The following is a 21,299-nucleotide window of genomic DNA, read 5'->3' on the forward strand; positions in this document are numbered from 1 at the left end:
ATGCGTTTGCGACTGCATAAAAACAAAAGCGTCAGACGAACCGATCCCAAGGCAAAGCGTTTTCCCGGAACGGTCGGGCAATCAGGTACCCCTGCACTTCATCGCTCCCTACTTTTTTGACCAATTTGAGCTGATCCTTTCTTTCAATATTCTTCAGAATAACGCGCACGTCCGCTTCGCCAAGGCGTGCTTTGATTGTTCTCAGTTGATCCTGCTCGTGTGCTTCGCGGGCCTTCCAGGAAAGCAAACCTGCATCAACCTTGATGGCATCGAAGAAATCCACACCCGCAGGGTTAAAGAGATTGAAATGCTGAGAGCCGTAGCCATCAATGACAATTTCAACGCCGAGTTTGCGGATGGCTGCAAGAGTCTCGGGAGAAGTCGCCAGAGCACGCTTGAATGCCGATTCGTCGATTTCTATTCCGAGTCTGGATGCCCTGATTCGACTTGTAGAAAGCCTTTGGCGCAGGTGCGCAAGCATCTCATCTGAAAACAGCTCTCTTTTGCTTAGATTGATAGATACTGCGACATTTTTGCCCTCGTCGATTCGGCTTTCCATCAACTGAATGACCTGGTCGATCACCCATTTATTGAATGGCAGAGACAATCGGGTATTTTCAATAAAAGGCAGAAACGATCTGGGGTAGAAGGTTTTCCCACCGCGATCCCAACGCACCAGGGCTTCCATACCAGTGAAGCGACCTGACATGGTGTCCAAACGTGGCTGATATTCGAGAAACAGCTCCTGATTTTTCAGTGCCTTTCCGACATCATTGATGGTGACGCCTGCATCGTCAGATTTCGAGGACTGCCGAGTTTCAGTCGTTGAGCTTTTTGAATCTGATGCTCTGGCCTGCTTCTCCCGTGCGGATTTTGAACCGGGCTGAAGCTGCCTGATATCCGCATCCAACAACAGATCCGAGACATCTGAGCGATTGAAACCCTCCAGTAACTCCTTTATTTCCTTTGCGGAGTATTTCTGGGACAGGACAGAGAAAATAAAATCTTCGTCTGTAACGGAGTCCAATTCCTTAGGCCCTTCGACCTTTTGGCTCATGTGCCGAAAAAAATCCTCAAGCAACTGGGCCACAGTTTCTTTGCTGGTTATTTCCAGGAGGCTTTCAGCGTTTTCAAACTTGATGAGGTATTTCTTTCGGTCCGGGTCGACGTCATATCCATCCTCGCTTGGCGATGTTTGCAGCTGAACATTCTGTTCGCTCGAACCCTGCACAGCATCAGAGTCTTGAGATGCGAGGGTGTGTACCATTCTTCGAAAAAGCCCGATAACAATGGCGATAACGATCAGCCAGAAAAGGTAGACGATGTCCGCAAATAGGTGCTCGTTACCCGTCCTTAGGTGGTTCAGGATGGTGAACGTAACGACGCTGGTCGCGATACCAGACGCTACCCCCAGAATGGCCGACGCAATCACAACCGGGGCCAGCAGATAGCTGATCAAAGCTACGCCGTTTTCACTCGAAACGGAAAGTGCCCAGATGATCAAGAAAAACTGACAAGCCGCCGCGAGTAGGGTCAGCAGAATAATTCGATCCACTGACCATTTATTGGTTGCGGCCGTGAGCGATATCAAAAAGCCGGTCATAAAGTCGATCGTCTCTTAAAGAAAGTGTTCGATTTTTAGAGGCTTGGAGAAGAAGTAGCCCTGGCCGATCGCGACACCCTCCTCAAGGAGGATTGCTGCCTGGTTTTCGTATTCAACGCCCTCGGCAATTACATCGAAACCGAATTGCTTACTCAGGGAGATAACAGACCGAATGATCGCAAGATCATCATGGTTGGACCGGCTCAGATTCATGACAAATTCCCTGTCTATTTTCACAACTGACGCTCCCAGGCGTCTGATATAAGAGAGGCTGGAGTAGCCGGTGCCAAAGTCATCAAGAACAACGTCGAAGCCTGCTTTTTTCAGAGCAGCCAAGTTCCTGGACGCTGACTCGTACCCGTCGATTGAGAGATTTTCCACGACTTCGATGCTGACTTTTCCCTTTACATCACAGATGGCGGTCGCGGTATCAATAAATTCCTGAATGAAATGCGTATCCAGCAAAGAAAAAGGTGATAGGTTCAGCGAAACCTTGATGTCGCCATACCGCTCCCAGATATCCGGTAGGTCATGACAGATTTGCTCCAAAAGGTTGAGCGTAAGGGCATTGATGTAGCCTGATTGCTCGCACAAAGGGATAAAGCGACCGGGGGAGACGATGCCATGCTCCGGATGTTCCCAACGGGCCAGAGCCTCGAAGCCAACGACATCCCGGGTCTCAAGATTTAGCTGGGGCTGATAGGCAACGTAAAACTCTTCCTCTTGAAGTGCCGTCGGTATATGTCCGGCCAGGAGCTGATCAGCCTGCGCACGCTTTAAGTCGGTATCTGTGAACTCAACGACGCGATTCCGACCCTCGTCCTGCGACTGAGCCAAAGCAAAACTGCAAAAGCGCGTGCTTTCGTCAATCATCGAGTAGGGCAACCTGCTAATGAAGCCGCCGTTGAAGGTTAGTTGGAACATCTGCCCATCGATCCTTACCGGCCTCAGGGTACTCTCGCAAAGCTGCTCCAACGTTTTGTTGAAAGTGTCTTCGCCTTCCGTCGACGGGACAATAATGATGAATTCGCCTTCTCCCGCACGTGCCAGAATTGCATCCTCGTCGAGTTGGGCTTGCAGCCGGTCCCGAATGTCGAGAATGGCCGTGTCGGCTGCACTGTTTCCCATGAAGCCACGCAGGTTCGCCAGGCCGTTGATGCTGATGGTGCCTAGGGAAATAGCCAGTGGCTCTCCAGGCTTATCCATCGCCCGCATTTTAATGAGCTCCACGGCCATGCCGGGTGTCGGCAGTTGAGTCAGGTCATCGTACGGAAAGTGAAACGGAACGTTCCTGTTATTACGATCCAGGTCTTTGATGTCGTTCTGAATGCCCAGGTAGTGGGTCACAGACCCTTTCCCGTTGCGGATCGGCGTCAGGTAGAGGTCGTTCCAGAAAGCCCCACCGTCTTTCCGGTAGTTCTTGATGACGATGCGATGGGTTTTGCTCTGTGCGATCGCTGACTTGATGGCCCCGACGACGGTCTTGTTGGTCTCTTCTCCCTGAAGAAAGCGACAGTTCTTGCCGATGACGTCTGGCCGCTCGTACCCGGTGAGCGAGCAAAAGGCGTCATTGCAGTAGATGATGGGAAAATCTTCTACACAACTGCTGATCACAATTCCGCTGTTGGAAGAATCAAAGCATTGAAGTGCAATGTCAGAAATCGATTCCATGCATGTTACCCGTCAGTTTTTATGCCGTTTCTTCCTTCAGACTTTGCTTCATAAAGAAGCTGATCTGCGCGTTTGAGGACTTTATTTGCACTGGTTTGATCAGTGGAGAATTCAGAAATGCCCGCGCTGAAGGTCAGTGCAACGTCTATGCCATTGATCGTCTTGAGTTCCGATCTGGTTCTCTTGAGTATTTTCTTCCCGACTTTCAGTGCCGGTTGAACTCCCGTGTTCGGTAGAACAATCAGGAATTCTTCGCCACCCATTCGACCGAAGGTATCGACCTTTCTGACGTTCTTGCGTACAAGTTCAGAGAACTGACGAAGAACGAGGTCACCGAAGTCATGGCCATGTTCGTCGTTTATTGCTTTAAAGTTGTCAATGTCGATCAGGATCACGCTCGAACGTTCCTGGTAGCGATCAAACCGTTCTGACTGGTCCCGCAGGAACTCGCTGAGGTATCGACGATTAAAAATTCCGGTCAGGTAGTCCTTGCTAGCTACTTCTTTTAGCTCAAGCTCAAGGTTTTTTCTATCGTCGATGGCGATTGTTATGCCATTCCAGGTCACGCTCCCGTTCGGTTGGAGTTTTGGAATGGCAGTTCCCTCAAACCACCGAGTTTTGCCTTTGACGGTTGTTCTGTACTCAGCCTTCCAGTGAGTCATCGTGCGTTTCGATTCGGCGAGCCTCTCACGAACAAAAGGCAGGTCTTCGGGCTCGATAATGTCGAACGCCAAGTCCGGATTGGCCAGGAACTCCTTGTTTTCAATACCGAAAAACTCTTTGGTTTTTATGCTGATGTACGAAAAGTAGTGACTGGAGTCTGGATAGACTGTGTAAGAGAAAACGATGCCAGGTAATGAATCGGCAAAGTTTTCGAAAAACAGTTCTTTGGTCAGCCTGTCAGTTACATCCTTGAACGTTGCATAGCGATACGAAATTCCCCCAGTTGCTGAACACTCGCAGACGGTTGTCTCTAACCACAGAATCTTTTCGTCGCGCCCGATCAGCCGACATAAAAACGTGCCGTTGTCCTCAGCATTCGGCGATCGTTTCGGGTCCAGCTTTTCAAAAAGCTTTGATATGTCCGGTGGGGTCATCAATTCCGACAGGTTAACTCCGGTTCTCCTGTGGGAAGGCCCCAAAAGGTCATTGAACGCCTCGTTAACGAGGCATTTTTCTGTTGTAACGTCCCACCGCAAGGAGGCAACGCTATTGGTGAATTCGGTCGGAAATTGACGATCAATTTCGAGCTTTGGCGCTGAGGTTTCCGGTATCGGAGATCTACCGGACACGCTGTTTGTCCATGAACGCGGAGTCCTTATCTGTAGTGAAAGGTTGCACAGGCTACAGATATACATACGTGGGTCCTGTGGGTAGTTTCCAGTATGAAGATGCGACATTTTGTCGCACCTAAGGCATCCAGAACCTTTAATTGGAGGAATTACCGATCGGAACAATATTCCCGCTTTTGGTCCTCGGGCAGTCTGATTGCTAGGGTGAAATACCCTTTGAGGCGGTAGCGTGCGCCAAGAGTGGTAAGGTCAATTTACGATTTACAGAATTTAGTAAGAGGATTCGAATGTCCGCTTTGCGACCAGTCCGGGCTCCTCGAATTCCTTAAACAAGAGCGAACATCCGAAACTCTTAATTTCTCCCGTTTCCCGCTTGAAATCAGACAAACATATTACCTTCATTGCTTGGGAGCGCGTTTTGGGATCAGATCGCGGGCTGCTCTCTCCCAATTGGGACCGACTTCGACACGAATGTCCCGAGCCGTTATTTCCTCACCGCATTCGGAGCAAGTAGTCACCGGAGACATGCGGTGGCCGCAGGATTTATGGATGTGTATCAGAGGAACCCCGCGCTCATCGGTCATGTAAGTGTTGCCCCAATGCACCAGTGCCATGATTACCGGGTGTAGGGCTAGCCCTTTTTCGGTCAGCCGGTATTCCTCTCGAAGCGGTTTTTCCTGATACGGAACTTTGGTCAGTACATCGTTCTCAACGAGCTTTTTCAGCCGGTGCGTTAAGACGTGACGGGTAATGCCAAGCCGGCTTTCGAACTGATCGAATCGACGTACTCCCAGAAAACAGTCCCGCAGGATGATGAGTGTCCAGCGATCACCGACAACAGCCAAGGCTCTGGCCACTGAACATGGCTCTTGATCCAGCTCTTCCCAACGCATGTGTTAACTCCCCCTGGATTCTTCCTTCATTTTATCTTGACAGGTTCCAAAAAGGAACTGACTATTAATTAGTTCCAAAAAAGAACCCGCATGTAGCAAGGGGCAAATAGTTATGACAAATGACGAACAACAAGTGGCTGTAGTGATCGGTGCCGGCGACGCCACTGGTGGGGCGATTGCGCAACGATTTGCCAGAGAGGGTTATGTGGTCGTTGCAACAAGACGTCATCAGGACGCCTTAGCTCCGCTCGTCCAAAAGATTGAAGAAAATGGCGGTAAGGCCATCGGACTGGGCTGCGATGCTCGTGACGAAGAGGCTATGTGCGGTCTGTTCTCAAAAATTGAGTCAGAAATCGGTGAAGTAGGTGTTGTGGTTTTCAATATCGGTGCCAATGTTCAGTTTCCGATTACCGAGACAACCGGACGTGTTTACCGAAAGGTGTGGGAAATGGCCGCATTCGCGGGATTCCTTGCTGGCAGGGAGGCGGCCAAAGTCATGCTGCCGCGGAGCCGGGGAACCATCATCTTTACAGGTGCTACGGCTTCCATGCGGGGCGGTGCCGGTTTTGCCGCGTTTTCCAGTGCCAAGTTCGCCTTGAGAGCCCTGGCTCAGAGTATGGCCAGAGAACTGGGGCCCAAAGGTATTCACGTGGCGCACTCAATCATCGACGGTGCGATTGACACCGCCTTTATCCGCGATAACTTTCCAGATCGCTACGCGCTTAAAGCGCAGGGCGGTATCCTCGATCCCGACCATATTGCAGAGCAGTATTGGCGGCTCCACGAACAACCCAGAGACTGCTGGACCCATGAACTGGACCTCCGGCCCTGGATGGAAAACTTTTAAGGAGTGACGCCATGACTCAAATAATTGATTTCTATTTTGATGTGGGAAGCCCTGCCAGTTACCTGGCCTGGACACAGCTGCCCGCGCTGGCTCTTTGTGAAGACCCATCCGTAAAGGCCGAACTCAAACGGCTCACCGAAGAAGCGGTAAGGCGTGGTATCTTTGGCGCTCCTACGTTTTTCGTTGGTGACGAGATGTTCTTCGGACAAGATCGAATGCCGCAGTTGGAAAATTATCTTTCAGTCAGCCGGGGAGCAGAAATTTGAACGCCTCTTCGGGCACCTATGATCGACTGATCAACCCTGTCCTGATTGCCGGGTGCATCATCATTCTGGTCAGTTTTGCGGTTCGTGCTTCGTTCGGGCTGTTCCAGTTGCCGATTGCCCTGGAGTTTCAATGGCCGCGGGAGTCGTTTTCACTGGCCATTGCGATTCAGAACCTGTTCTGGGGCATAGGGCAACCGATCTTTGGTGCCTTCGCGGAACGCTATGGCGACCGGAAGGCGATTCTGGGCGGTGGCGCTTTTTACGTGGCCGGACTGGTGTTGTCGGCTTTTGCAATAACCCCTGGGCAACATCAGTTGCTGGAAATGCTGGTTGGTTTCGGCATCGCCGGTACGGGGTTCGGGGTCATCCTGGCAGTGGTCGGGCGTGCGGCTTCAGACAAACATCGGTCGATGGCGCTCGGAATCGCCACCGCAGCAGGTTCTGCCGGCCAGATCGTCGGTCCGCCCGTGGCCAACGCTCTTCTCAGCCAGATGCCCTGGCAGTCGGTGTTTATTGCCTGCGCGGGCTTTATCGTGCTCTCCATGATGGCTTTGTTGCTCATGCGAGCACCGAAGCCGCAGAAGCCCATGGGGAGCGAGGAGCCCATGGGTGTTGTCATCAAGCGTGCGGTGCGTGACCCGTCGTTCCTGTTTATTTTTATCGGTTTCTTTTCCTGTGGCTACCAACTGGCTTTTATCACTGCACACTTCCCGGCGTTCATTACGGAAATGTGCGGCCCAATTGCCCCGGACAGCCTGCTCTATACGCTTGGGGTGACGTCGGCTTCCGGTCTTGGCGCCATTTCCATCGCACTGATTGGGCTGTTCAATATTGGCGGAACACTGTGCGCTGGTTGGCTGGGTAACAAGTACTCCCGGAAATACCTGTTGGCCAGCGTCTACCTGCTGAGAACGCTTGTGTCGGCGGCCTTTATCATGACCCCGATCACACCAGAAACGGTGGTGCTGTTTTCCGTTGCCATGGGTTCGCTCTGGTTGGCCACCGTACCGTTGACATCGGGGCTGGTCGCTCATATTTACGGCCTGAAATACATGGGTACGCTCTACGGCCTGGTATTCTTTTCCCATCAACTGGGCGGCTTTTTGGGGGTCTGGCTGGGTGGCGCGATGTATGACACCTACAACGACTATACTCTGGTCTGGTGGGTTGGCGTGGGGGTCGGGGCCCTGTCAGCGGTGATTCACTTGCCGGTTAAGGAATATCCCTGGTCTCAGCGAAAGGCGACAGCGCTGGCCGCTTGATCAAGCTTTGCCTCATTCAACTTTCTGAGAACGCTCGGAGAAGATTCTCAAGTATTTCAGATTATACTGGCGGCATGAAGCAATCAGATATTGGCCTGCACATACGAACTTATGATGAGGAGGGGAAAAGTCATTCCCACGACCATCATCAACTTGTGCTGCCCTTAGTTGGAAAGTTGTCTTTGTCCGTCGATGCCATGGACGGAGAGGTAGCTCAGCATCGAGCAGCCATCATTCCGTCGGGGAGTGGCCATGGGTATTGTGCGACAGAAGAGAACCGGTTTTTGGTTGCGGACGTCCCCGAGGGGTTAGCCCCGGCACTGGACAAGCTGCCTTGTTTCGTGGATCTGGATCCCGCATTGCTCCATTACGTCCAGTTCCTTCACGCACAGCTTCACAATGGGACTGAGTCAGATTTCACCCAGCATCAAATGCTGCTCCTACTGATTCAGTTGCTTCAGGAGCGCCATGGTAGTCAGCTTAAGCTGGATCGCAGGGTCCGTGCTGCAAAACAATTCCTGGATGAACGTTTCAGCCAACCGCTTTCCTTGGCCGAGGCTGCGGCCACGGCACACCTGAGCATCCGGCAGTTGAACGATCTGTTTCGTCGCCAAGTGGGCATGACGCCGCATCAATATCTGACGGAGGTGCGCATGAAGGAAGCATGGCGGCTTTTGGAGCAGTCTGGGCTCAGCGTGCAGAGAGTTGCCGATGCTGTTGGTTATTCGTCGTTATCCGCCTTCAGCGACCGGTTCAGAGGCCACTTCGGCAAGTCGCCCAGCCACTTCCGCCGTATTTCGAAATAGTTCCGCCTGGATTCCAAAGAACCTTTTCCCCGCCCTGGATACCCTCCTTCGAAATCATTCAAGTATGAGTATTTCAGGGAGGGGGGCATGGCATCTGTTAACGCGGCTACGTGGATCGGTTCAATTTCCGTTCTGTTATGGGGCACTCTGGCGCTGCTGACCAAGCTTTCTGGTGGCGAGATTCCCGCGTTCCAGCTTATGGCCATGACCTTCGGCATCGCGTTTCTGCTGATGTCCGGCCGCTGGCTGCTTTCCGGGCATACGGGCGTGCGATATCTAAGGCAATCACCGCTCGCGTGGTGCATAGGTGTCGTCGGCTTGTTCGGTTATCACTTTGCCTATTTCAAGGCCATGACGCTGGCACCAGCCGTTGAAGTGAGCCTTCTGGCTTACCTTTGGCCTTTGCTGATCGTTCTTCTTTCCGCGCTCTTGCCGGGCGAAAAATTGCGAACTCAGTACATCGTTGGGGCCGTGGTTGCCTTGGCTGGTTGCTGGCTGTTGATCAGCCAAAATACGGACGGGTTTGCCTGGGAAAATCTGTCGGGCTACGTGGTTGCTCTGTTGTGTGCGCTGATTTGGTCCTCTTACTCCGTGCTGAGCAGATTGGTTCGTTCAGTGCCGACAGATGCTGTGGGCTGGTTCTGTGGTGTTACAGCCATTCTGGCTTTGATCTGTCATCTGTTATGGGAGGAAACGGTATGGCCTGAGGACGTGATGCAATGGATTGGCGTGGTCGGGCTGGGCCTTGGACCGGTCGGCATCGCATTCTTCACCTGGGATTATGGCGTAAAAAACGGGAACATCCAGTTACTGGGAACGCTTGCATACAGTGCGCCACTGATTTCAGTGATCCTGTTGATCTTTGCTGGATATGGCGAGGCAACGTTAGCGGTGTTGAGTGCTAGCCTTCTGATCGTCATTGGCTCTTTGATCGCTGGTCGTGCAAAAAGCCGGACTGTCGCCGAGCCAGAAATGTTAACTGATTGATTACTCAAAAGGAGCAGCGAGATGATTACTTGGGACGATTTCGAGAAAATTGAATTGCGTATCGGAACTATTATTGAAGTGGCGGATTTCCCCGAAGCGCGTAAGCCCGCTTATAAACTGCGGGTGGATTTCGGGCAGGATATTGGTATCCGTAAGTCGAGCGCACAGCTTACGGATCGGTATGACAAAGAGGATCTCATCGGTAGGCAGGTTCTTGCTGTAACCAACTTTCCGCCCAAGCAGATCGGTCCTTTTCGGTCAGAGTGCCTGGTCACTGGAGTGCAAACCTCCGAGGGCGCAGTTACCCTGGTAAGGCCGGATGAGCCAGTGGAAAATGGTGAGCGCTTGTTCTGAGTGTCCGCTACACGACCTTGGCGCCCCGGATTAGCCTTTCCTTCTGAAGATGCTCTGGTTTCGTTCAGTGCAAAGCTCTGATTGTGTTCGCCACAATTTGGCACAACCAAATAAAAAAGGCCTGCGTTTTCACGCAAGCCTTTGAAATAATGGCCCGCCCGATAGGATTCGAACCTATGACCTTTGCCTCCGGAGGGCGACCTCAAAGGTAGGCAGCAACCGGTCTAAATCGGTGAAAAATCTCAAAGATCAAATGCCTAAAGCAAAAAACGCAACCCTACAAAACCCCGATGTATCAGCATTTTAAGCCAATTAATACCGAAGTGTGGCACATATCTGTCAGGTAACCGATGTCCGGAAACAGGACATTTGATCGTTGCCCACCAGGCACCCTAAACGGATATTTGGATCCGAATTTGTCAGGTCGGGGAGTTCACAATTGTCAGGATTTCAGTGTCTGGAAATCGGACACGCTTTAGGATCCGGAGAAAATTAGATCGTTGAATTAAAGAAACAATCTCATTCTTGCCACCCTGTTTCGATAAATTTTGTTGAGCGTGACTTGCTCGGAGAAATGCAATCTCGGAGTGGCTTCTCACTTAGACGAGGTCGTTTATGCTGCGACTTAGAGCGGTGGCGACTTATTGTAAGTCTCTAGTCTTGGGCGCCTCAGTAATCACGACTAGTTGTTTGGTTGAAAACGCCTCGACCGCGATGTACCACGGGGTTTTCTGGGTCCTTTGCGGCTTGAACCGAGATTGATTGCTGTCAGGTTTCAGCACCTGGATAAGTGTCTGCACTGAGCGGATAGATTAACGCCTCAGAGATCCCTAATGTTTTTAAAACGCCTCAGTTTCCTCTTGCACTGTTAACGTCGCGGCTTGCCTGGCAGGAAATATTAACGCTACCCGGAATACCTATGACGGCCGGATTTGCTCTCTTTATTAAGCTGATTCCGCTCTACGTAACGGTTGCTCTGGGCTGGATTGCGGGCCGCTATCTGGAGGCCAGCAGCCGAAACATAGCGGGCATCATGCTTTACATCGTGACCCCATCGGTCGTTTTTTCCGGTGTGATGGCCGCGCCGCTTTCAACAGAAGTTATCCTGTTGCCCTTTCTCATTTTTGCGATTGCATCTGTACTAGGTATTGTCCAGATGAAAGTAGCAAGTAAGTTTCTCAATGATGGCAGTGCCAACATCATCCCTTTGTGTGTCGGTTCAGGAAACAACGGATACTTTGGAGTGCCGGTAGCGCTACTACTTTTTGGAAAAGAGGGGCTGGGGCTGTACATCATGTGCATGCTCGGAACAACGCTTTTCGAAAACTCGGTGGGTTTTTATCTCGCCGCACGAGGTCAGTTCGGAATTAAAGACGCCCTTTTCCGGGTTCTGAGGCTCCCAGCCGTGTATGCCTTTATTGCCGCTATGGCGATGAATCTTTCTGGGGTCGACATTCCAGAAATTTTCGTTCCGCTTTTCGATAATTTCAGAGGAGCTCACAGTGTTCTGGGCATGATGATTATCGGTATGAGCATCATCAGTTTCCGTGGATTGGCAGGCAACATTCGTTTTACGGCAATGGCCTTTTTTGGAAAGTTCGTGATCTGGCCCTTGGTTGCGATTGGCTTCTGGTGGCTGGATGCAACATTCCTGGATATATACGACTCAGCTGCCCACAAAGCGATTTTCCTGATCTCAATCACGCCAATACCTGCGAATGCTGTTGTTATCGCCACCTTGATGGATGTGTCACCGAGCCAAGCAGCTGGAACGGTTCTACTGACTACAATTTTTGCCCTTGCTTTTATACCGATCATGATTTCTCTAGCATTCTGACCGCTTCGATTTTTAATTCCTCGCAGTATCCGCTCTCAGTTCATTGCCAGCACCTGCAGATTTGCGTTCGGCGCAACGCCATCAGGCGTTTGCTTTATCGGGGGCTTGCCAATGAGAGAAGGGCGTTTGATTGGTTGTTGATTGATCATGCCGTTTTCTTTAAAGTGAATGAATTAATAATAAGTAAATGAGGCAGCTGATGTTTAGTCAACAACTTGCAGGCGAAACAATCCTCCATGGGGCACACCCGGAAGAAGTGTCATCCTTCGTCAATAAGCATATCGGACATCATAGACTCGAAATGGTCGGTGGGCAGGAACAAAAGTCACGTCTAAGTTTCAGGGAGTTTGCCGGATTTGGTTTGTCTCAAATTAGCTACGGAAATTGCGTCCGGGTAAAAAGTCCTGAACTGGAATCCATTTACCACCTGCAAATCGTCACCAAAGGGGAGTGTGTCTGGCACCAGGCTGGCGAACGGATGAAAGTTCGCAGTGGCCAGGGCCTTATGGTGAACCCCTATGAGAAAATTGATCTCGAATATTCAGAAGATTGCGAAAAGTTAATCATCAAAGTTCCTGAGTTAGCATTGATCAACGCCCGGGAGGTGTCTCTTCGGCGGTTGCCAGAAAATGGTATTCGTTTTGATCGGATTCCCGTCGATCTCAAATTATGTCCGGCACTCATCAAAATTATTGAAGCCGTTTTTTCGGAGCTTGATGATGCTGAGGATGAGGAAATAAGCGCAGTCGGAGCGCCTTACCGGGACATCATACTCAAGAAGCTGCTGAAAGCTTTTCCGAGTAACTGGTCAATTGAAGAGGGCGAAACTGCTCATACGCCCATGCTGGGTAAGATGCTGAGGCACATAGAACAGAACGTGCATCGCAATATTGATATCGAAGAACTCTCCAGCGTCTCTAATATGAGTGTTCGATCCATCTACAATGCCTTTTCAAAAGCCTTCGCAACGACTCCGAAGTGTTACATTAAGCAGTTGAAATTGCAGAAGTTGCGGGAAGATCTCATACAGGGAAAATGCCGCAATGTTACCGAGATCGCGCTGGACTATGGCTTTAGCCACTTGGGCCGGTTTTCGTCGGATTATCGAAAATCCTTCGGCGAATTGCCCTCTGAAACCCTGCGAATGGCCGGTTAGGCCCGGCCATTGCCTTCTCGTTGTTGCCCGCAAATCTGGCGAGTGACCCGTTTACTGCACTCCAAGACCTTTTCGAACAGAAATGAGCCTTCGCTAATATCTGTGTCCCTATCAAGACCCAACAGTGTGATGACGGTGACAATGCTGCCGTTAATATCGAACACGGGACAGCTAAGCACATTGATTTCGGGAAGGTAATCGCTGAAAAACGCGCAGTAGTTATCCCGTTTGATGGTGTCCAGATGAAGTTGCAGTTCGTCTCGGGTGACGGGCTTGCCCCGATGTTTTGGGAGTGACTTGGAGTTCTCGTAGTGCTGGTCTATCAACTCCTTGCGTCGTTTGTCTGGTAAGTGGGCCAGGTAAATCCTTCCTGACGCAGAGTTCAGTGGCGATAACTCCGCGCCCAACCTCACGTTGACCGAGATTGGCTGGCTTGAATCCAACCACTTGATGATCAATGGGCCGTTACCATTCCATACAGTCACGGAAACCGTTTTGTCTGTTTCTTCATTAAGCCGATCAACAGCCGCATAACTCAATTGAATGGGGTTAATGCGCCGGAGCGCAGAAATACCGAGAGTCAGGCTGGAGTTGCCGAGAGTATACTGGGTCTGATTCACCTGATTGATATAGCCCTCTCTCAGCAAACTGACGAGGTACTTGTGAGCGCGGCTAGGCGAAAGGTCCAGAGCGCCCGAAAGTTCCTTCAGGGTCGGGGGTCTGGATGCTACGGATATGTAGTTGAGTATATGTAATCCAATTTCCAGCGAACCGATTCCTTGTCGCTTTGTGGTCTCTTCTGCCATTGACGTTACCGTTTTCGAATGACTGGTTCTGCCGTGTGCCAGTGGAAAACAGGCGCCCTGGGGAACGAGGACGCCCGCCTTTCCGGTTTCTTTCAAAGTACCAATTCTGAAGGTCTGGATCAGAACTTGTATTTGGCCATTACCTCAACCTGCTGGCCCTCCGGTAGAAGTGGGCCGAAGGCGAGGTTGTATTTGCGCCACTCTATCCCGGCTTCCAGATCCCGCGTAATGTTGTGGATCAAGTTGACGCGGTGGGCCTCGTAGTTGGTGTCGGCGTTATCGTCCACTTCAACGGCTGTGTAGGCTACATTGGCTCGCCAATCGCTGTTTATGACGTAGCGGAATCCGACGTCGACGCCTGCCTGGCTTACAGCATCGCCGTTTTCTACATCGGGGGATGACAGGCTGTTGTTCACGCCTACACCGGTGAACGCTCCAAGTCCTTCGCCGTAGTGGGCGTTTAAGTTAATGCTGTGCGGCCCGATCATGAACTTTGATCCAATGGCACCGCCACCCACGAAGTCGCCGTTTTCAACTTCGCGACCGGATGCGGTGAGGATAACACGGTGACCGCCGTCGAAGTTCAGGTTGTAGTTGACGGCCAGATCGGGGGTGTCTGCGTCGTTGTTTACTGGATCCTGTGCGGTAAAACGGAATCCGGCCACCTCATGGCTAATCAGGTTGGTGCGGAAGTTCAACCCGCCCAAGGTGCCGCGTGGCCCACCGAGAAAATCCAGGTAGTCGTGGTATGCAACGGCCCAGAATTGGCCGGTCCATGTTTGACCTACGGTGGTCTGGTCAACCTTGATGAACGCGTGGCGAAGACGCAGGTCGTTGTTCTCCCCAGGATAGGTTCCGCCGTAAAAGTCGCCTTCCACAAAACCGACAATGGTATGGCCTTCCTTCTGGGTCACCGTCTTGAGGTTCACGCGAGACTGGTTTGAGCGACCGAAGATGCGCGAGTCCCCATCATCGACCTTTTCATAGATGGCTTCGGCTTTGAAATAACCACCGATGCTAAATTTGGTGTCGTTGAACTCGCCGAGTTCGAGAGCATGAGCGGAAGGTGTTGCGCTGAGACCGGAAGCGATCGCCAGCGCTAGCAGTGAGTTACGATAGTTCATTTGCCTTCTCCTTGTTGTTTGGCACTTGAACTATCGGTTATTGCGGCGGGGTCAAATATCCGGTTAATGAACATCCCTATCCGTTTTCTGTAAATTTACACACTGAGTGCCGTTTCGACTTTTTCTAGGTTCTGGTCCAGCTCCTCAGAGCTGCCGTCGAAATGAACTTTTCCTTTTACAATAACGACATGACGGTCACAGAGCCTCTTCAGGGCCTTGATGTTCTTGTCCACGATCAATGTAGAAATGCCGGACTCGCGAATGGTTGCGATAACCTTCCATATGTCCTCTCGGATCAGCGGTGCAAGGCCCTCGGTGGCTTCGTCAAGAATCATCAGTCTCGGATTGGTGACCAGCGCCCGTCCGATCGCCAGCATCTGCTGCTCACCCCCAGAGAGTTCCGTTCCTAAATTAGACAAGCGCTCCTGAAGGCGAGGGAAAGTCGACATAACTCGGTCGAAGTCCCAGCCGGATTTTCCATTGCTGTCCGGGCGTGCGGCCATTTGTAAGTGTTCTTTCACCGTAAGGTTGTGGAACATGCCCCGGCCCTCGGGAACGTAGGCAATGTCCCTTCTCATCCGCTTCCATGTCGGCAGGTTACTAATGTCCTGTCCGTCAAAGTAAACATGACCACTGCGGGGTGGCACGATGCCAAGAATGGACTTAAGCGTGGTGGTCTTGCCCATGCCATTGCGTCCCATCAAGCTCATGGATTGCCCTTTCTCAAGTTTAAAGGACAGGTCGTGGAGGATGTGGCTGCGGCCATAAAGTGTATTGAGATTCTTAACTGCTAGAAGGCTGTTGCTCATGCCGCTTCCTCCTCGTCTTCCTTGCCCAGGTAGGCTTCTTTCACCCGGGGCTCGTTGCGAACTTCATCCACGGTGCCAGTAATCAGGTGGGTGCCGTTATCCAGCACGGTTAATTGGTCGGACAGCTCAAAAATTGCGTCCATGTCGTGCTCTACCAGCACAATGCAGTAGGTCTGTTTGAGCTCGTTCAGCAGCGCGATAATGCGCTGAGATTCTTCGTGGCCCATGCCAGCCATGGGCTCATCCAGAAGGAGGATGCACGGATCGGTTGCCAGCACCATGGCCAGTTCGAGCTGGCGCTGCTCTCCGTATGAAATTTCCGCCGCAACGGTATGGATGCGGCTTTCGAGCCCCACCTGACATAAAGCCTTTTCAGCGGCTTCCTGAACAAGCTTGTTGGAATGACGCGACGCGAACAAATTGAAGCTACCCGCAAATCGGCGCTGAGCCGCCACCGCGCAGTTTTCCAGGCAGGTGACATCGGCGTAGATGTTGGTTTTCTGGAAGCTGCGGCCGATGCCCCGGCGCACGAATTTCCACGGCTTCATGCCTTCAATCTGCTCGCCCTTGTGGAAGATACATCCGCTGGTTGGCTGCAGGGTGCCGCACAGCATATTCAACAGCGTGCTCTTGCCGGCGCCGTTCGGGCCGACCACGCCGTGCAGTTGTCGATCATGAAACTGCAGGGAAATGTCGTTGAGTGCCTTGATCCCGCCCCAGTGTTTACTGAGGGATTCGGTTTCCAGAATGATGTCGTTGGCCATGATTATTTCTCCAGCAGCTTTTCAAGGTATCCGGCCAGGCCTTTGCGCAGCAGCAGGACCATCAGGATGATGGCGCCGCCCATGAACAGCATCCAGTCTTCGCTCATGTGCTCGAAGAAATACTGCAGACCTTCATAGGTTATGGTGCCGATAATGGCGCCGTAGATCGTGCCCATCCCGCCGAGGATGGACATCACCAGCGCTGTTCCAGACATTTCCCAGGTCATGAATTGCGGGTTTACATAGCCGTACTGCAGGGCAAACAGCAAACCGGCGTAGGCCGCCAGGGTGCTACCAATGACGTAGCTGATCAGGCGGAAGGCAAAGATGTTGTAGCCCAGCGCCGCGGTACGTTCCGGGTTCAGGCGGCTGGCTTCGACGATGCGGCCAAAGCGCGAACGCAGGATGATCTTGATGGCCAACAGGGTGACCAGCACCGCCAGCAATGCCAGGTAATAGAAGTGGGTGGGGTTGTCCAGGTTCAGGAAGCTCAGTCCGAAGATACTGGTTTCTGGCTTCATGAAGATAAACAGACCGTCGTTGCCGCCGAACTCCAGGGAATCGAAGAAGTAGTAATAGGCCATCTGCGAGATGGCCAGGGTGATCATGATGAAGTAGATTCCGGAGGTGCGTAGCACCACCGCACCGATCACCAGCGCAATCAGGGCATTAAGCCCCATAATGTAAAAGGCGTAGATCCAGAAATTGACTGCCTCATACTCCGGCGTGAGGATCACGAATAAATAGCCGCCAAGGCCATAGAACAGGGCGTGACCCAAGGTGACCAGGCCAACTCGCCCAACCAGGAAGTCCAGAGACATTACAAACACCGCCAAAATCAGGATGGTGGTGGCTTTGCCCACGAAGAAGGAGTTCTCCTCCAGGAAAAGGGGAATACAGAGGGCGATGACAAAGAAGATCGCCAGGAAAATCCGTTCGGTGCGTTTTTCGAAAATCATGTTCGGCTCCCGCTTACTTGGCGAACAGGCCCTGGGGCTTCACCAGCAGCACCAGGATCATAAAGATGTAGATAATCATGTTGGACATGGTCGGTATTAGAACCGCAGCAAAAGTGCTGATAACACCGACCAGCAGGGCTCCCACGAAGGCGCCCTTAATCGAGCCCATGCCTCCTATGACCACTACGACAAAGCAGGTGATCAATACACTTTCGCCCATGCCGGGAACGATGGAGCGCATTGGTGCGGCAATAATGCCCGAAACGGCTGCAAGCATGACTCCGATGGCAAACACGATGGTATAGAGGCTTTTGATGTTGACTCCGAGAGCTTCTACCATTTCTCGGTTAGATTCGCCGGCGCGAATCAACATGCCCAGCCGGGTTTTGCTCACCACGAAGTACAGGGCAGCGGCGATGGCTATGCAGACCATTGCAGCGAAGATGCGATACACCGGATAGCTTGAGTTGTCGGTAAAAGGCACCGAACCGCTCAGTGCTTCCGGAACGGCAACACCATAGGGATCATTGCCCCAGAGAATGCTTTGCAAAGCGTTGAACACGAAGATCATGCCTATGGTCAGCAGTACCTGGTCCAGGTGATTGCGGTTATAGAGTCGCTGGATCAATACCCGCTCGATGAGTATGCCCAGGCCAAGCGCGATCACTGCCGACAGAATGGCCGATACCGTAAAGCTGCCGGTCACAGCGACGAAGTACCACACCAGATAGGCGCCGACCATGTACATGGAACCATGGGCCAAGTTAAGGATGCCCATGACGCCGAACACTAGGGTCAGGCCGGAAGCGATCAGGAAAAGAAGCAACCCATACTGGATGCCATTAATAAGTTGCACGAAGAAAAGTTCGGTAGACATAGTAATACCCAACGGTTTTACGGATAAGTCAATTCAGGTATGGGCAGGGAGCTTCAGGTAAGCCCCCGGCTCTTGCCGGGGGGTAACAGAGCCCGTGCTCAGAGTTTGCAGCCACGGGCGGGATCTTCCAGCGCTTCGGCGGCGATACTCTGCACCACGTTCACGCCATCTTTCACTTCCCGCAGGTAGATGTTCTGAATCGGGTTATGTGCCTTGGAGAAGGTGAATTCCCCACGCGGGCTGTCGATGGTCAACTTTTCCATGGTGCTGATCACCGCCTGCTTGTCTGAAATATCACCTTCAAGCTGGTCGATGGTGTTGGCGATGGCCTGCCCTGCGTCATACCCCTGAACGGCGTAGATATCCGGGTAGTGGCCATACTCGGTGTTGAAGGCTTCCCGGAACTCCCGGTTCTTCGGAACGTCCAACTGTTCTGCGTAGTGCAGCCCAGTCATCACGCCTTCGGCAGCATCACCTTGTGCCTGCAGTGTACCTTCGGTGAGGAAGCCGGACCCCATCAGCGGAATCTTGCCGCGCAGGCCCATGGCGTCGTAATCCTTCACAAACTTGATGGCGCCACCACCGGCGAAGAATGTGAACACCGCATCAGGATTCTCGTCAGCTATGTCGCTGACGTGGGACTGGAAATTGGTGGACGGGAAAGGCAGCAGTACCTTCTCGACAATCTCACCCCCACCGGCGGTGAAGGACTCTTCGAAGGCGTCGAGACTCTCGCGGCCCATGCCGTAGTTCCAACTGATCGCATAAACCTTCTTGTAGCCTTTTTCAAGCGCCACTTCGCCCATGGGGTAGGACGGCTGCCAGGATGAGAAGGAAGTGCGGAATACGTTGGGAGAGCAAAGAGGACCGGTCGCCGCGGCAGAACCCGCGTTGGGGATAATCATAATGGTATCTTTACCGCGCAGCATCTTGATCATGCCCATGGCAACGCCGGAATGAACCGGACCAATCACGAAATCTGCTTCGTGCTGGTTCAACAGCGAAGATGCTAGCTCCGGAGCGCGTGAGGGCTTGGCTTCAGTATCAAGCTCGATGAACTCAACTTTTGATCCGTGAAGTTTTTCGGCATGCTCTTTCAGAGCGAGCTTCAGGCCATCTCGGCCGGCTTCACCAAGTTGTGCGTAAATGCCGCTGAACGGAAGCATGACACCGATCTTTACCGGGTCACCAGCGGCCGCTAGGGCAGAGGTTGAGAGCCCGGCGGTAAGGGTGGTTGCCAGTACAGCACCGGCAAGCGTTTTGATCTTGCTCATTTCAACACCTCAGATTGTTGTTGTGGGTTCTGTCATTAGAGGCGTGTGGGGGCTGCAGAGATATCCGTTTTCTGCATAGGCGTGTCCGGTTATTGCAGAGGTATTGCGAGACCTTTCAAATTCAGTAGCTTGGTCGATAAAAAAGCCTGAAGAACCGGGCGTTCTTCAGGCAAGGGCAGATCGTTCCCAACGGGAACCGACGCTCAACAAGAAATGACAGGCGAGCTCATGGTTCAAAAAGGATACTGCATACCCTCTTCCATCACGCTCACCCATTGGCTGGTGGTGAATTCTTCAATGTTGGCTGGACCACCAAAGCGGCCGCTGTTACCCGAGCTGCCCATGCCGCCAAAGGGTACCTGGAACTCGTTGTTTACAGTTTGATCGTTGATATGAATCATCCCAACCTGGATTTGATTGGCAATCTTCAGTGCTCGTTCTGTCGAGCCTGAATGAATCGCTGCAGCCAAACCATAGGGAGACTCATTGACCAGATCACGAGCTTCTGAATCCGAGTCGAAGGTCATCACTGGTGCTACAGGCCCGAAGACTTCCTCGGAAAAGACTGGCATGTCCGAGGTGACGTCGGCTATAACTGTGGGCTCATAGTAGTTGCCATTACGTCTGCCGCCGACGACGATGCGTGCGCCCATTTCGACAGAGCGGTTGACGATACCCTCTACCCGCTTTGCCTGAACCTCGTTGATCAGTGGACCTATATGAACCTGTTCTTGCGCAGGGTTTCCGCAGGCAAGGTTTCCGGCGCGAGCGGCCAGGCGAGCAATATAAACGTCTGCCACCGAACTTTGGACGAGGTGTCGACCGGTCTGCATACAGATTTGCCCCTGATGCAGAAAAGAGCCCCAGGCACCACACGAACTTGCAATGTCCAGGTCGGCGTCTTCGAGAACCACCTGTGCGTTGTTTCCACCTAGCTCCAGCGAGGCTTTCTTAAGCATCCGACCACAGATCTCGCCAATCTTTTTCCCAACCGCGGTGGAACCGGTAAAAGAGATCATTTTGACCAGCGGATGTTCAACGAGAGCCTGGCCTACATCAGGGCCGCCCGGCAGAACATGAAACACCCCTTCGGGCAGTCCGGCGTCTTCGAGAATTTGAGCCATCAGTGCACCGCCACAAATACTGCTTTTGGGATCCGGCTTGAGTATCACACAGTTACCCATGGCCAGGGCCGGAAACACGGAACGCATTGAAAGAAGGATGGGAAAGTTCCAGGGTGCGATAACACCTACGGTACCAAGTGGTACCCGCTTCCAATAATTCCGCTTTCCGGGAATGCTTGACGGGAATATCTCGCCATTGGGCTGCATTGGCATGGCTGCAGCCATCTGAGCCTGTTCGTAGGTAGCCTGTAACTCCCAATCTGCTTTTGGACCGATTGAGCCGCACTCGCGGGTATTCCATCCGTTGATTTCTTCCGCGCGCTCCTTGAGGAGGGCTGCGGCCCTGCGCAGGATCTCGGCTTTCTGATCAAAGGGGACTGCCATCCACTTTTTCTGGGCGTCTTTGGCGATGATGGCGGCCCGGTCAACGTCAAGAGGCGTCGCCGCTTTCAGTTGTGTGATCACCTCCCCGGTCGCTGGTTCCATTATATCGACCTGCTCACCGTCGCCATTTTGCCATGAGCCCAGGAAAAGGTTCTGTTGCCAAACAGGGTTTACTGGCACATCCATGGTATTTTCTCCTCAATG

At 52.3% G+C, this 21,299-nt stretch carries 19 protein-coding genes and 1 pseudogene; 8 read left to right on the forward strand and 12 right to left on the reverse strand.

Going from position 1 to position 21,299, the window contains the following annotated elements:
• Positions 1-31: 31 nt before the first annotated feature.
• The 4 genes from NUW46_RS02160 to NUW46_RS02175 all read right to left on the reverse strand — a co-directional run bounded on the left by NUW46_RS02160 (position 32) and on the right by NUW46_RS02175 (position 5,459).
• A complete protein-coding gene (locus NUW46_RS02160) occupies positions 32-1,603 on the reverse strand; it encodes an EAL domain-containing protein (RefSeq protein WP_418141290.1) in 1,572 nt (523 codons plus the stop codon).
• A 15-nt stretch (positions 1,604-1,618) separates the two neighbouring features.
• Positions 1,619-3,274 (reverse strand): EAL domain-containing protein, encoded by a 1,656-nt coding sequence (locus tag NUW46_RS02165; protein WP_418141291.1) that lies wholly within the window; start codon positions 3,272-3,274, stop codon positions 1,619-1,621.
• A gap of 5 nt (positions 3,275-3,279) precedes the next feature.
• Positions 3,280-4,566: a diguanylate cyclase gene (locus NUW46_RS02170; RefSeq protein WP_418141292.1), complete on the reverse strand. Its 1,287-nt coding sequence runs from the start codon at positions 4,564-4,566 to the stop codon at positions 3,280-3,282.
• 398 nt (positions 4,567-4,964) lie between these two features.
• A complete protein-coding gene (locus tag NUW46_RS02175) occupies positions 4,965-5,459 on the reverse strand; it encodes a winged helix-turn-helix transcriptional regulator (protein ID WP_418141293.1) in 495 nt (164 codons plus the stop codon).
• A gap of 112 nt (positions 5,460-5,571) precedes the next feature.
• Here NUW46_RS02175 and NUW46_RS02180 point away from each other — a divergent pair, with 112 nt between their 5' ends.
• The 8 genes and pseudogenes from NUW46_RS02180 (at position 5,572) to NUW46_RS02215 (ending at position 12,974) form a co-directional block, all read left to right on the forward strand.
• Positions 5,572-6,306: an SDR family oxidoreductase gene (locus tag NUW46_RS02180; RefSeq protein ID WP_418141294.1), complete on the forward strand. Its 735-nt coding sequence runs from the start codon at positions 5,572-5,574 to the stop codon at positions 6,304-6,306.
• Positions 6,307-6,392: 86 nt separating this feature from the next.
• Positions 6,393-6,572: pseudogene (locus NUW46_RS02185) on the forward strand (DsbA family protein); the annotation flags it as partial.
• A complete protein-coding gene (locus tag NUW46_RS02190; RefSeq protein ID WP_418141295.1) occupies positions 6,569-7,834 on the forward strand; it encodes an MFS transporter in 1,266 nt (421 codons plus the stop codon). The pseudogene NUW46_RS02185 and the gene NUW46_RS02190, both read left to right, overlap by 4 nt.
• A 74-nt stretch (positions 7,835-7,908) precedes the next feature.
• Positions 7,909-8,640 (forward strand): helix-turn-helix domain-containing protein, encoded by a 732-nt coding sequence (locus NUW46_RS02195; protein WP_418141296.1) that lies wholly within the window; start codon positions 7,909-7,911, stop codon positions 8,638-8,640.
• Between the two features lie 87 nt (positions 8,641-8,727).
• Positions 8,728-9,627, forward strand: coding sequence for a DMT family transporter (locus tag NUW46_RS02200; RefSeq protein ID WP_418141297.1), 900 nt, complete (start codon positions 8,728-8,730; stop codon positions 9,625-9,627).
• A 21-nt stretch (positions 9,628-9,648) separates the two neighbouring features.
• Positions 9,649-9,981: a tRNA-binding protein gene (locus NUW46_RS02205; RefSeq protein WP_222466012.1), complete on the forward strand. Its 333-nt coding sequence runs from the start codon at positions 9,649-9,651 to the stop codon at positions 9,979-9,981.
• Between the two features lie 919 nt (positions 9,982-10,900).
• Positions 10,901-11,818, forward strand: coding sequence for an AEC family transporter (locus tag NUW46_RS02210; protein ID WP_418141299.1), 918 nt, complete (start codon positions 10,901-10,903; stop codon positions 11,816-11,818).
• 199 nt (positions 11,819-12,017) lie between these two features.
• Positions 12,018-12,974 (forward strand): AraC family transcriptional regulator, encoded by a 957-nt coding sequence (locus NUW46_RS02215; protein WP_339779263.1) that lies wholly within the window; start codon positions 12,018-12,020, stop codon positions 12,972-12,974.
• On the opposite strand, the gene NUW46_RS02220 is transcribed toward NUW46_RS02215, so the two are convergent.
• The 8 genes from NUW46_RS02220 to NUW46_RS02255 all read right to left on the reverse strand — a co-directional run bounded on the left by NUW46_RS02220 (position 12,971) and on the right by NUW46_RS02255 (position 21,281).
• Entirely contained in the window at positions 12,971-13,780 is an 810-nt protein-coding gene (locus NUW46_RS02220) for an IclR family transcriptional regulator (protein ID WP_094182557.1), read from the reverse strand. The two genes, NUW46_RS02215 and NUW46_RS02220, sit on opposite strands and share 4 nt — an antisense overlap.
• A gap of 119 nt (positions 13,781-13,899) precedes the next feature.
• Entirely contained in the window at positions 13,900-14,904 is a 1,005-nt protein-coding gene (locus NUW46_RS02225; protein ID WP_108017991.1) for a porin, read from the reverse strand.
• A 95-nt stretch (positions 14,905-14,999) separates the two neighbouring features.
• Positions 15,000-15,713: an ABC transporter ATP-binding protein gene (locus NUW46_RS02230; RefSeq protein ID WP_108017990.1), complete on the reverse strand. Its 714-nt coding sequence runs from the start codon at positions 15,711-15,713 to the stop codon at positions 15,000-15,002.
• Positions 15,710-16,477: an ABC transporter ATP-binding protein gene (locus tag NUW46_RS02235; protein ID WP_053114030.1), complete on the reverse strand. Its 768-nt coding sequence runs from the start codon at positions 16,475-16,477 to the stop codon at positions 15,710-15,712. The genes NUW46_RS02230 and NUW46_RS02235 overlap by 4 nt, the downstream gene beginning before the upstream one ends.
• A 2-nt stretch (positions 16,478-16,479) precedes the next feature.
• The gene (locus NUW46_RS02240; protein WP_108017989.1) at positions 16,480-17,436 is read right to left on the reverse strand and encodes a branched-chain amino acid ABC transporter permease; all 957 of its coding nucleotides are present in this window, start codon (positions 17,434-17,436) and stop codon (positions 16,480-16,482) included.
• A 13-nt stretch (positions 17,437-17,449) separates the two neighbouring features.
• Complete coding sequence (locus NUW46_RS02245; protein WP_108017988.1) at positions 17,450-18,313, reverse strand: branched-chain amino acid ABC transporter permease; 864 nt, start codon at positions 18,311-18,313, stop codon at positions 17,450-17,452.
• Positions 18,314-18,411: 98 nt separating this feature from the next.
• Positions 18,412-19,587: an ABC transporter substrate-binding protein gene (locus NUW46_RS02250; protein ID WP_108017987.1), complete on the reverse strand. Its 1,176-nt coding sequence runs from the start codon at positions 19,585-19,587 to the stop codon at positions 18,412-18,414.
• Between the two features lie 233 nt (positions 19,588-19,820).
• Positions 19,821-21,281, reverse strand: coding sequence for a benzaldehyde dehydrogenase (locus tag NUW46_RS02255; protein WP_418141300.1), 1,461 nt, complete (start codon positions 21,279-21,281; stop codon positions 19,821-19,823).
• Between the last annotated feature and the right edge of the window lie 18 nt (positions 21,282-21,299).

The sequence above is a fragment of the Marinobacter sp. MA genome (assembly GCF_048298425.1).
GTDB classification, from domain to species: domain Bacteria; phylum Pseudomonadota; class Gammaproteobacteria; order Pseudomonadales; family Oleiphilaceae; genus Marinobacter; species Marinobacter salsuginis.

Excerpts from the sequence above, each read along its gene's own strand:
- NUW46_RS02240 (WP_108017989.1), bottom strand. The coding sequence starts at position 17,436 with ATGATTTTCGAAAAACGCACCGAACGGATTTTCCTGGCGATCTTCTTT.
- NUW46_RS02255 (WP_418141300.1), bottom strand. The coding sequence starts at position 21,281 with ATGGATGTGCCAGTAAACCCTGTTTGGCAACAGAACCTTTTCCTGGGC.
- NUW46_RS02210 (WP_418141299.1), top strand. The coding sequence starts at position 10,901 with ATGACGGCCGGATTTGCTCTCTTTATTAAGCTGATTCCGCTCTACGTA.
- NUW46_RS02245 (WP_108017988.1), bottom strand. The coding sequence starts at position 18,313 with ATGTCTACCGAACTTTTCTTCGTGCAACTTATTAATGGCATCCAGTAT.
- NUW46_RS02180 (WP_418141294.1), top strand. The coding sequence starts at position 5,572 with ATGACAAATGACGAACAACAAGTGGCTGTAGTGATCGGTGCCGGCGAC.
- NUW46_RS02160 (WP_418141290.1), bottom strand. The coding sequence starts at position 1,603 with ATGACCGGCTTTTTGATATCGCTCACGGCCGCAACCAATAAATGGTCA.
- NUW46_RS02215 (WP_339779263.1), top strand. The coding sequence starts at position 12,018 with ATGTTTAGTCAACAACTTGCAGGCGAAACAATCCTCCATGGGGCACAC.
- NUW46_RS02195 (WP_418141296.1), top strand. The coding sequence starts at position 7,909 with ATGAAGCAATCAGATATTGGCCTGCACATACGAACTTATGATGAGGAG.
- NUW46_RS02205 (WP_222466012.1), top strand. The coding sequence starts at position 9,649 with ATGATTACTTGGGACGATTTCGAGAAAATTGAATTGCGTATCGGAACT.
- NUW46_RS02225 (WP_108017991.1), bottom strand. The coding sequence starts at position 14,904 with ATGAACTATCGTAACTCACTGCTAGCGCTGGCGATCGCTTCCGGTCTC.
- NUW46_RS02175 (WP_418141293.1), bottom strand. The coding sequence starts at position 5,459 with ATGCGTTGGGAAGAGCTGGATCAAGAGCCATGTTCAGTGGCCAGAGCC.
- NUW46_RS02235 (WP_053114030.1), bottom strand. The coding sequence starts at position 16,477 with ATGGCCAACGACATCATTCTGGAAACCGAATCCCTCAGTAAACACTGG.
- NUW46_RS02200 (WP_418141297.1), top strand. The coding sequence starts at position 8,728 with ATGGCATCTGTTAACGCGGCTACGTGGATCGGTTCAATTTCCGTTCTG.
- NUW46_RS02165 (WP_418141291.1), bottom strand. The coding sequence starts at position 3,274 with ATGGAATCGATTTCTGACATTGCACTTCAATGCTTTGATTCTTCCAAC.
- NUW46_RS02220 (WP_094182557.1), bottom strand. The coding sequence starts at position 13,780 with ATGGCAGAAGAGACCACAAAGCGACAAGGAATCGGTTCGCTGGAAATT.
- NUW46_RS02230 (WP_108017990.1), bottom strand. The coding sequence starts at position 15,713 with ATGAGCAACAGCCTTCTAGCAGTTAAGAATCTCAATACACTTTATGGC.
- NUW46_RS02250 (WP_108017987.1), bottom strand. The coding sequence starts at position 19,587 with ATGAGCAAGATCAAAACGCTTGCCGGTGCTGTACTGGCAACCACCCTT.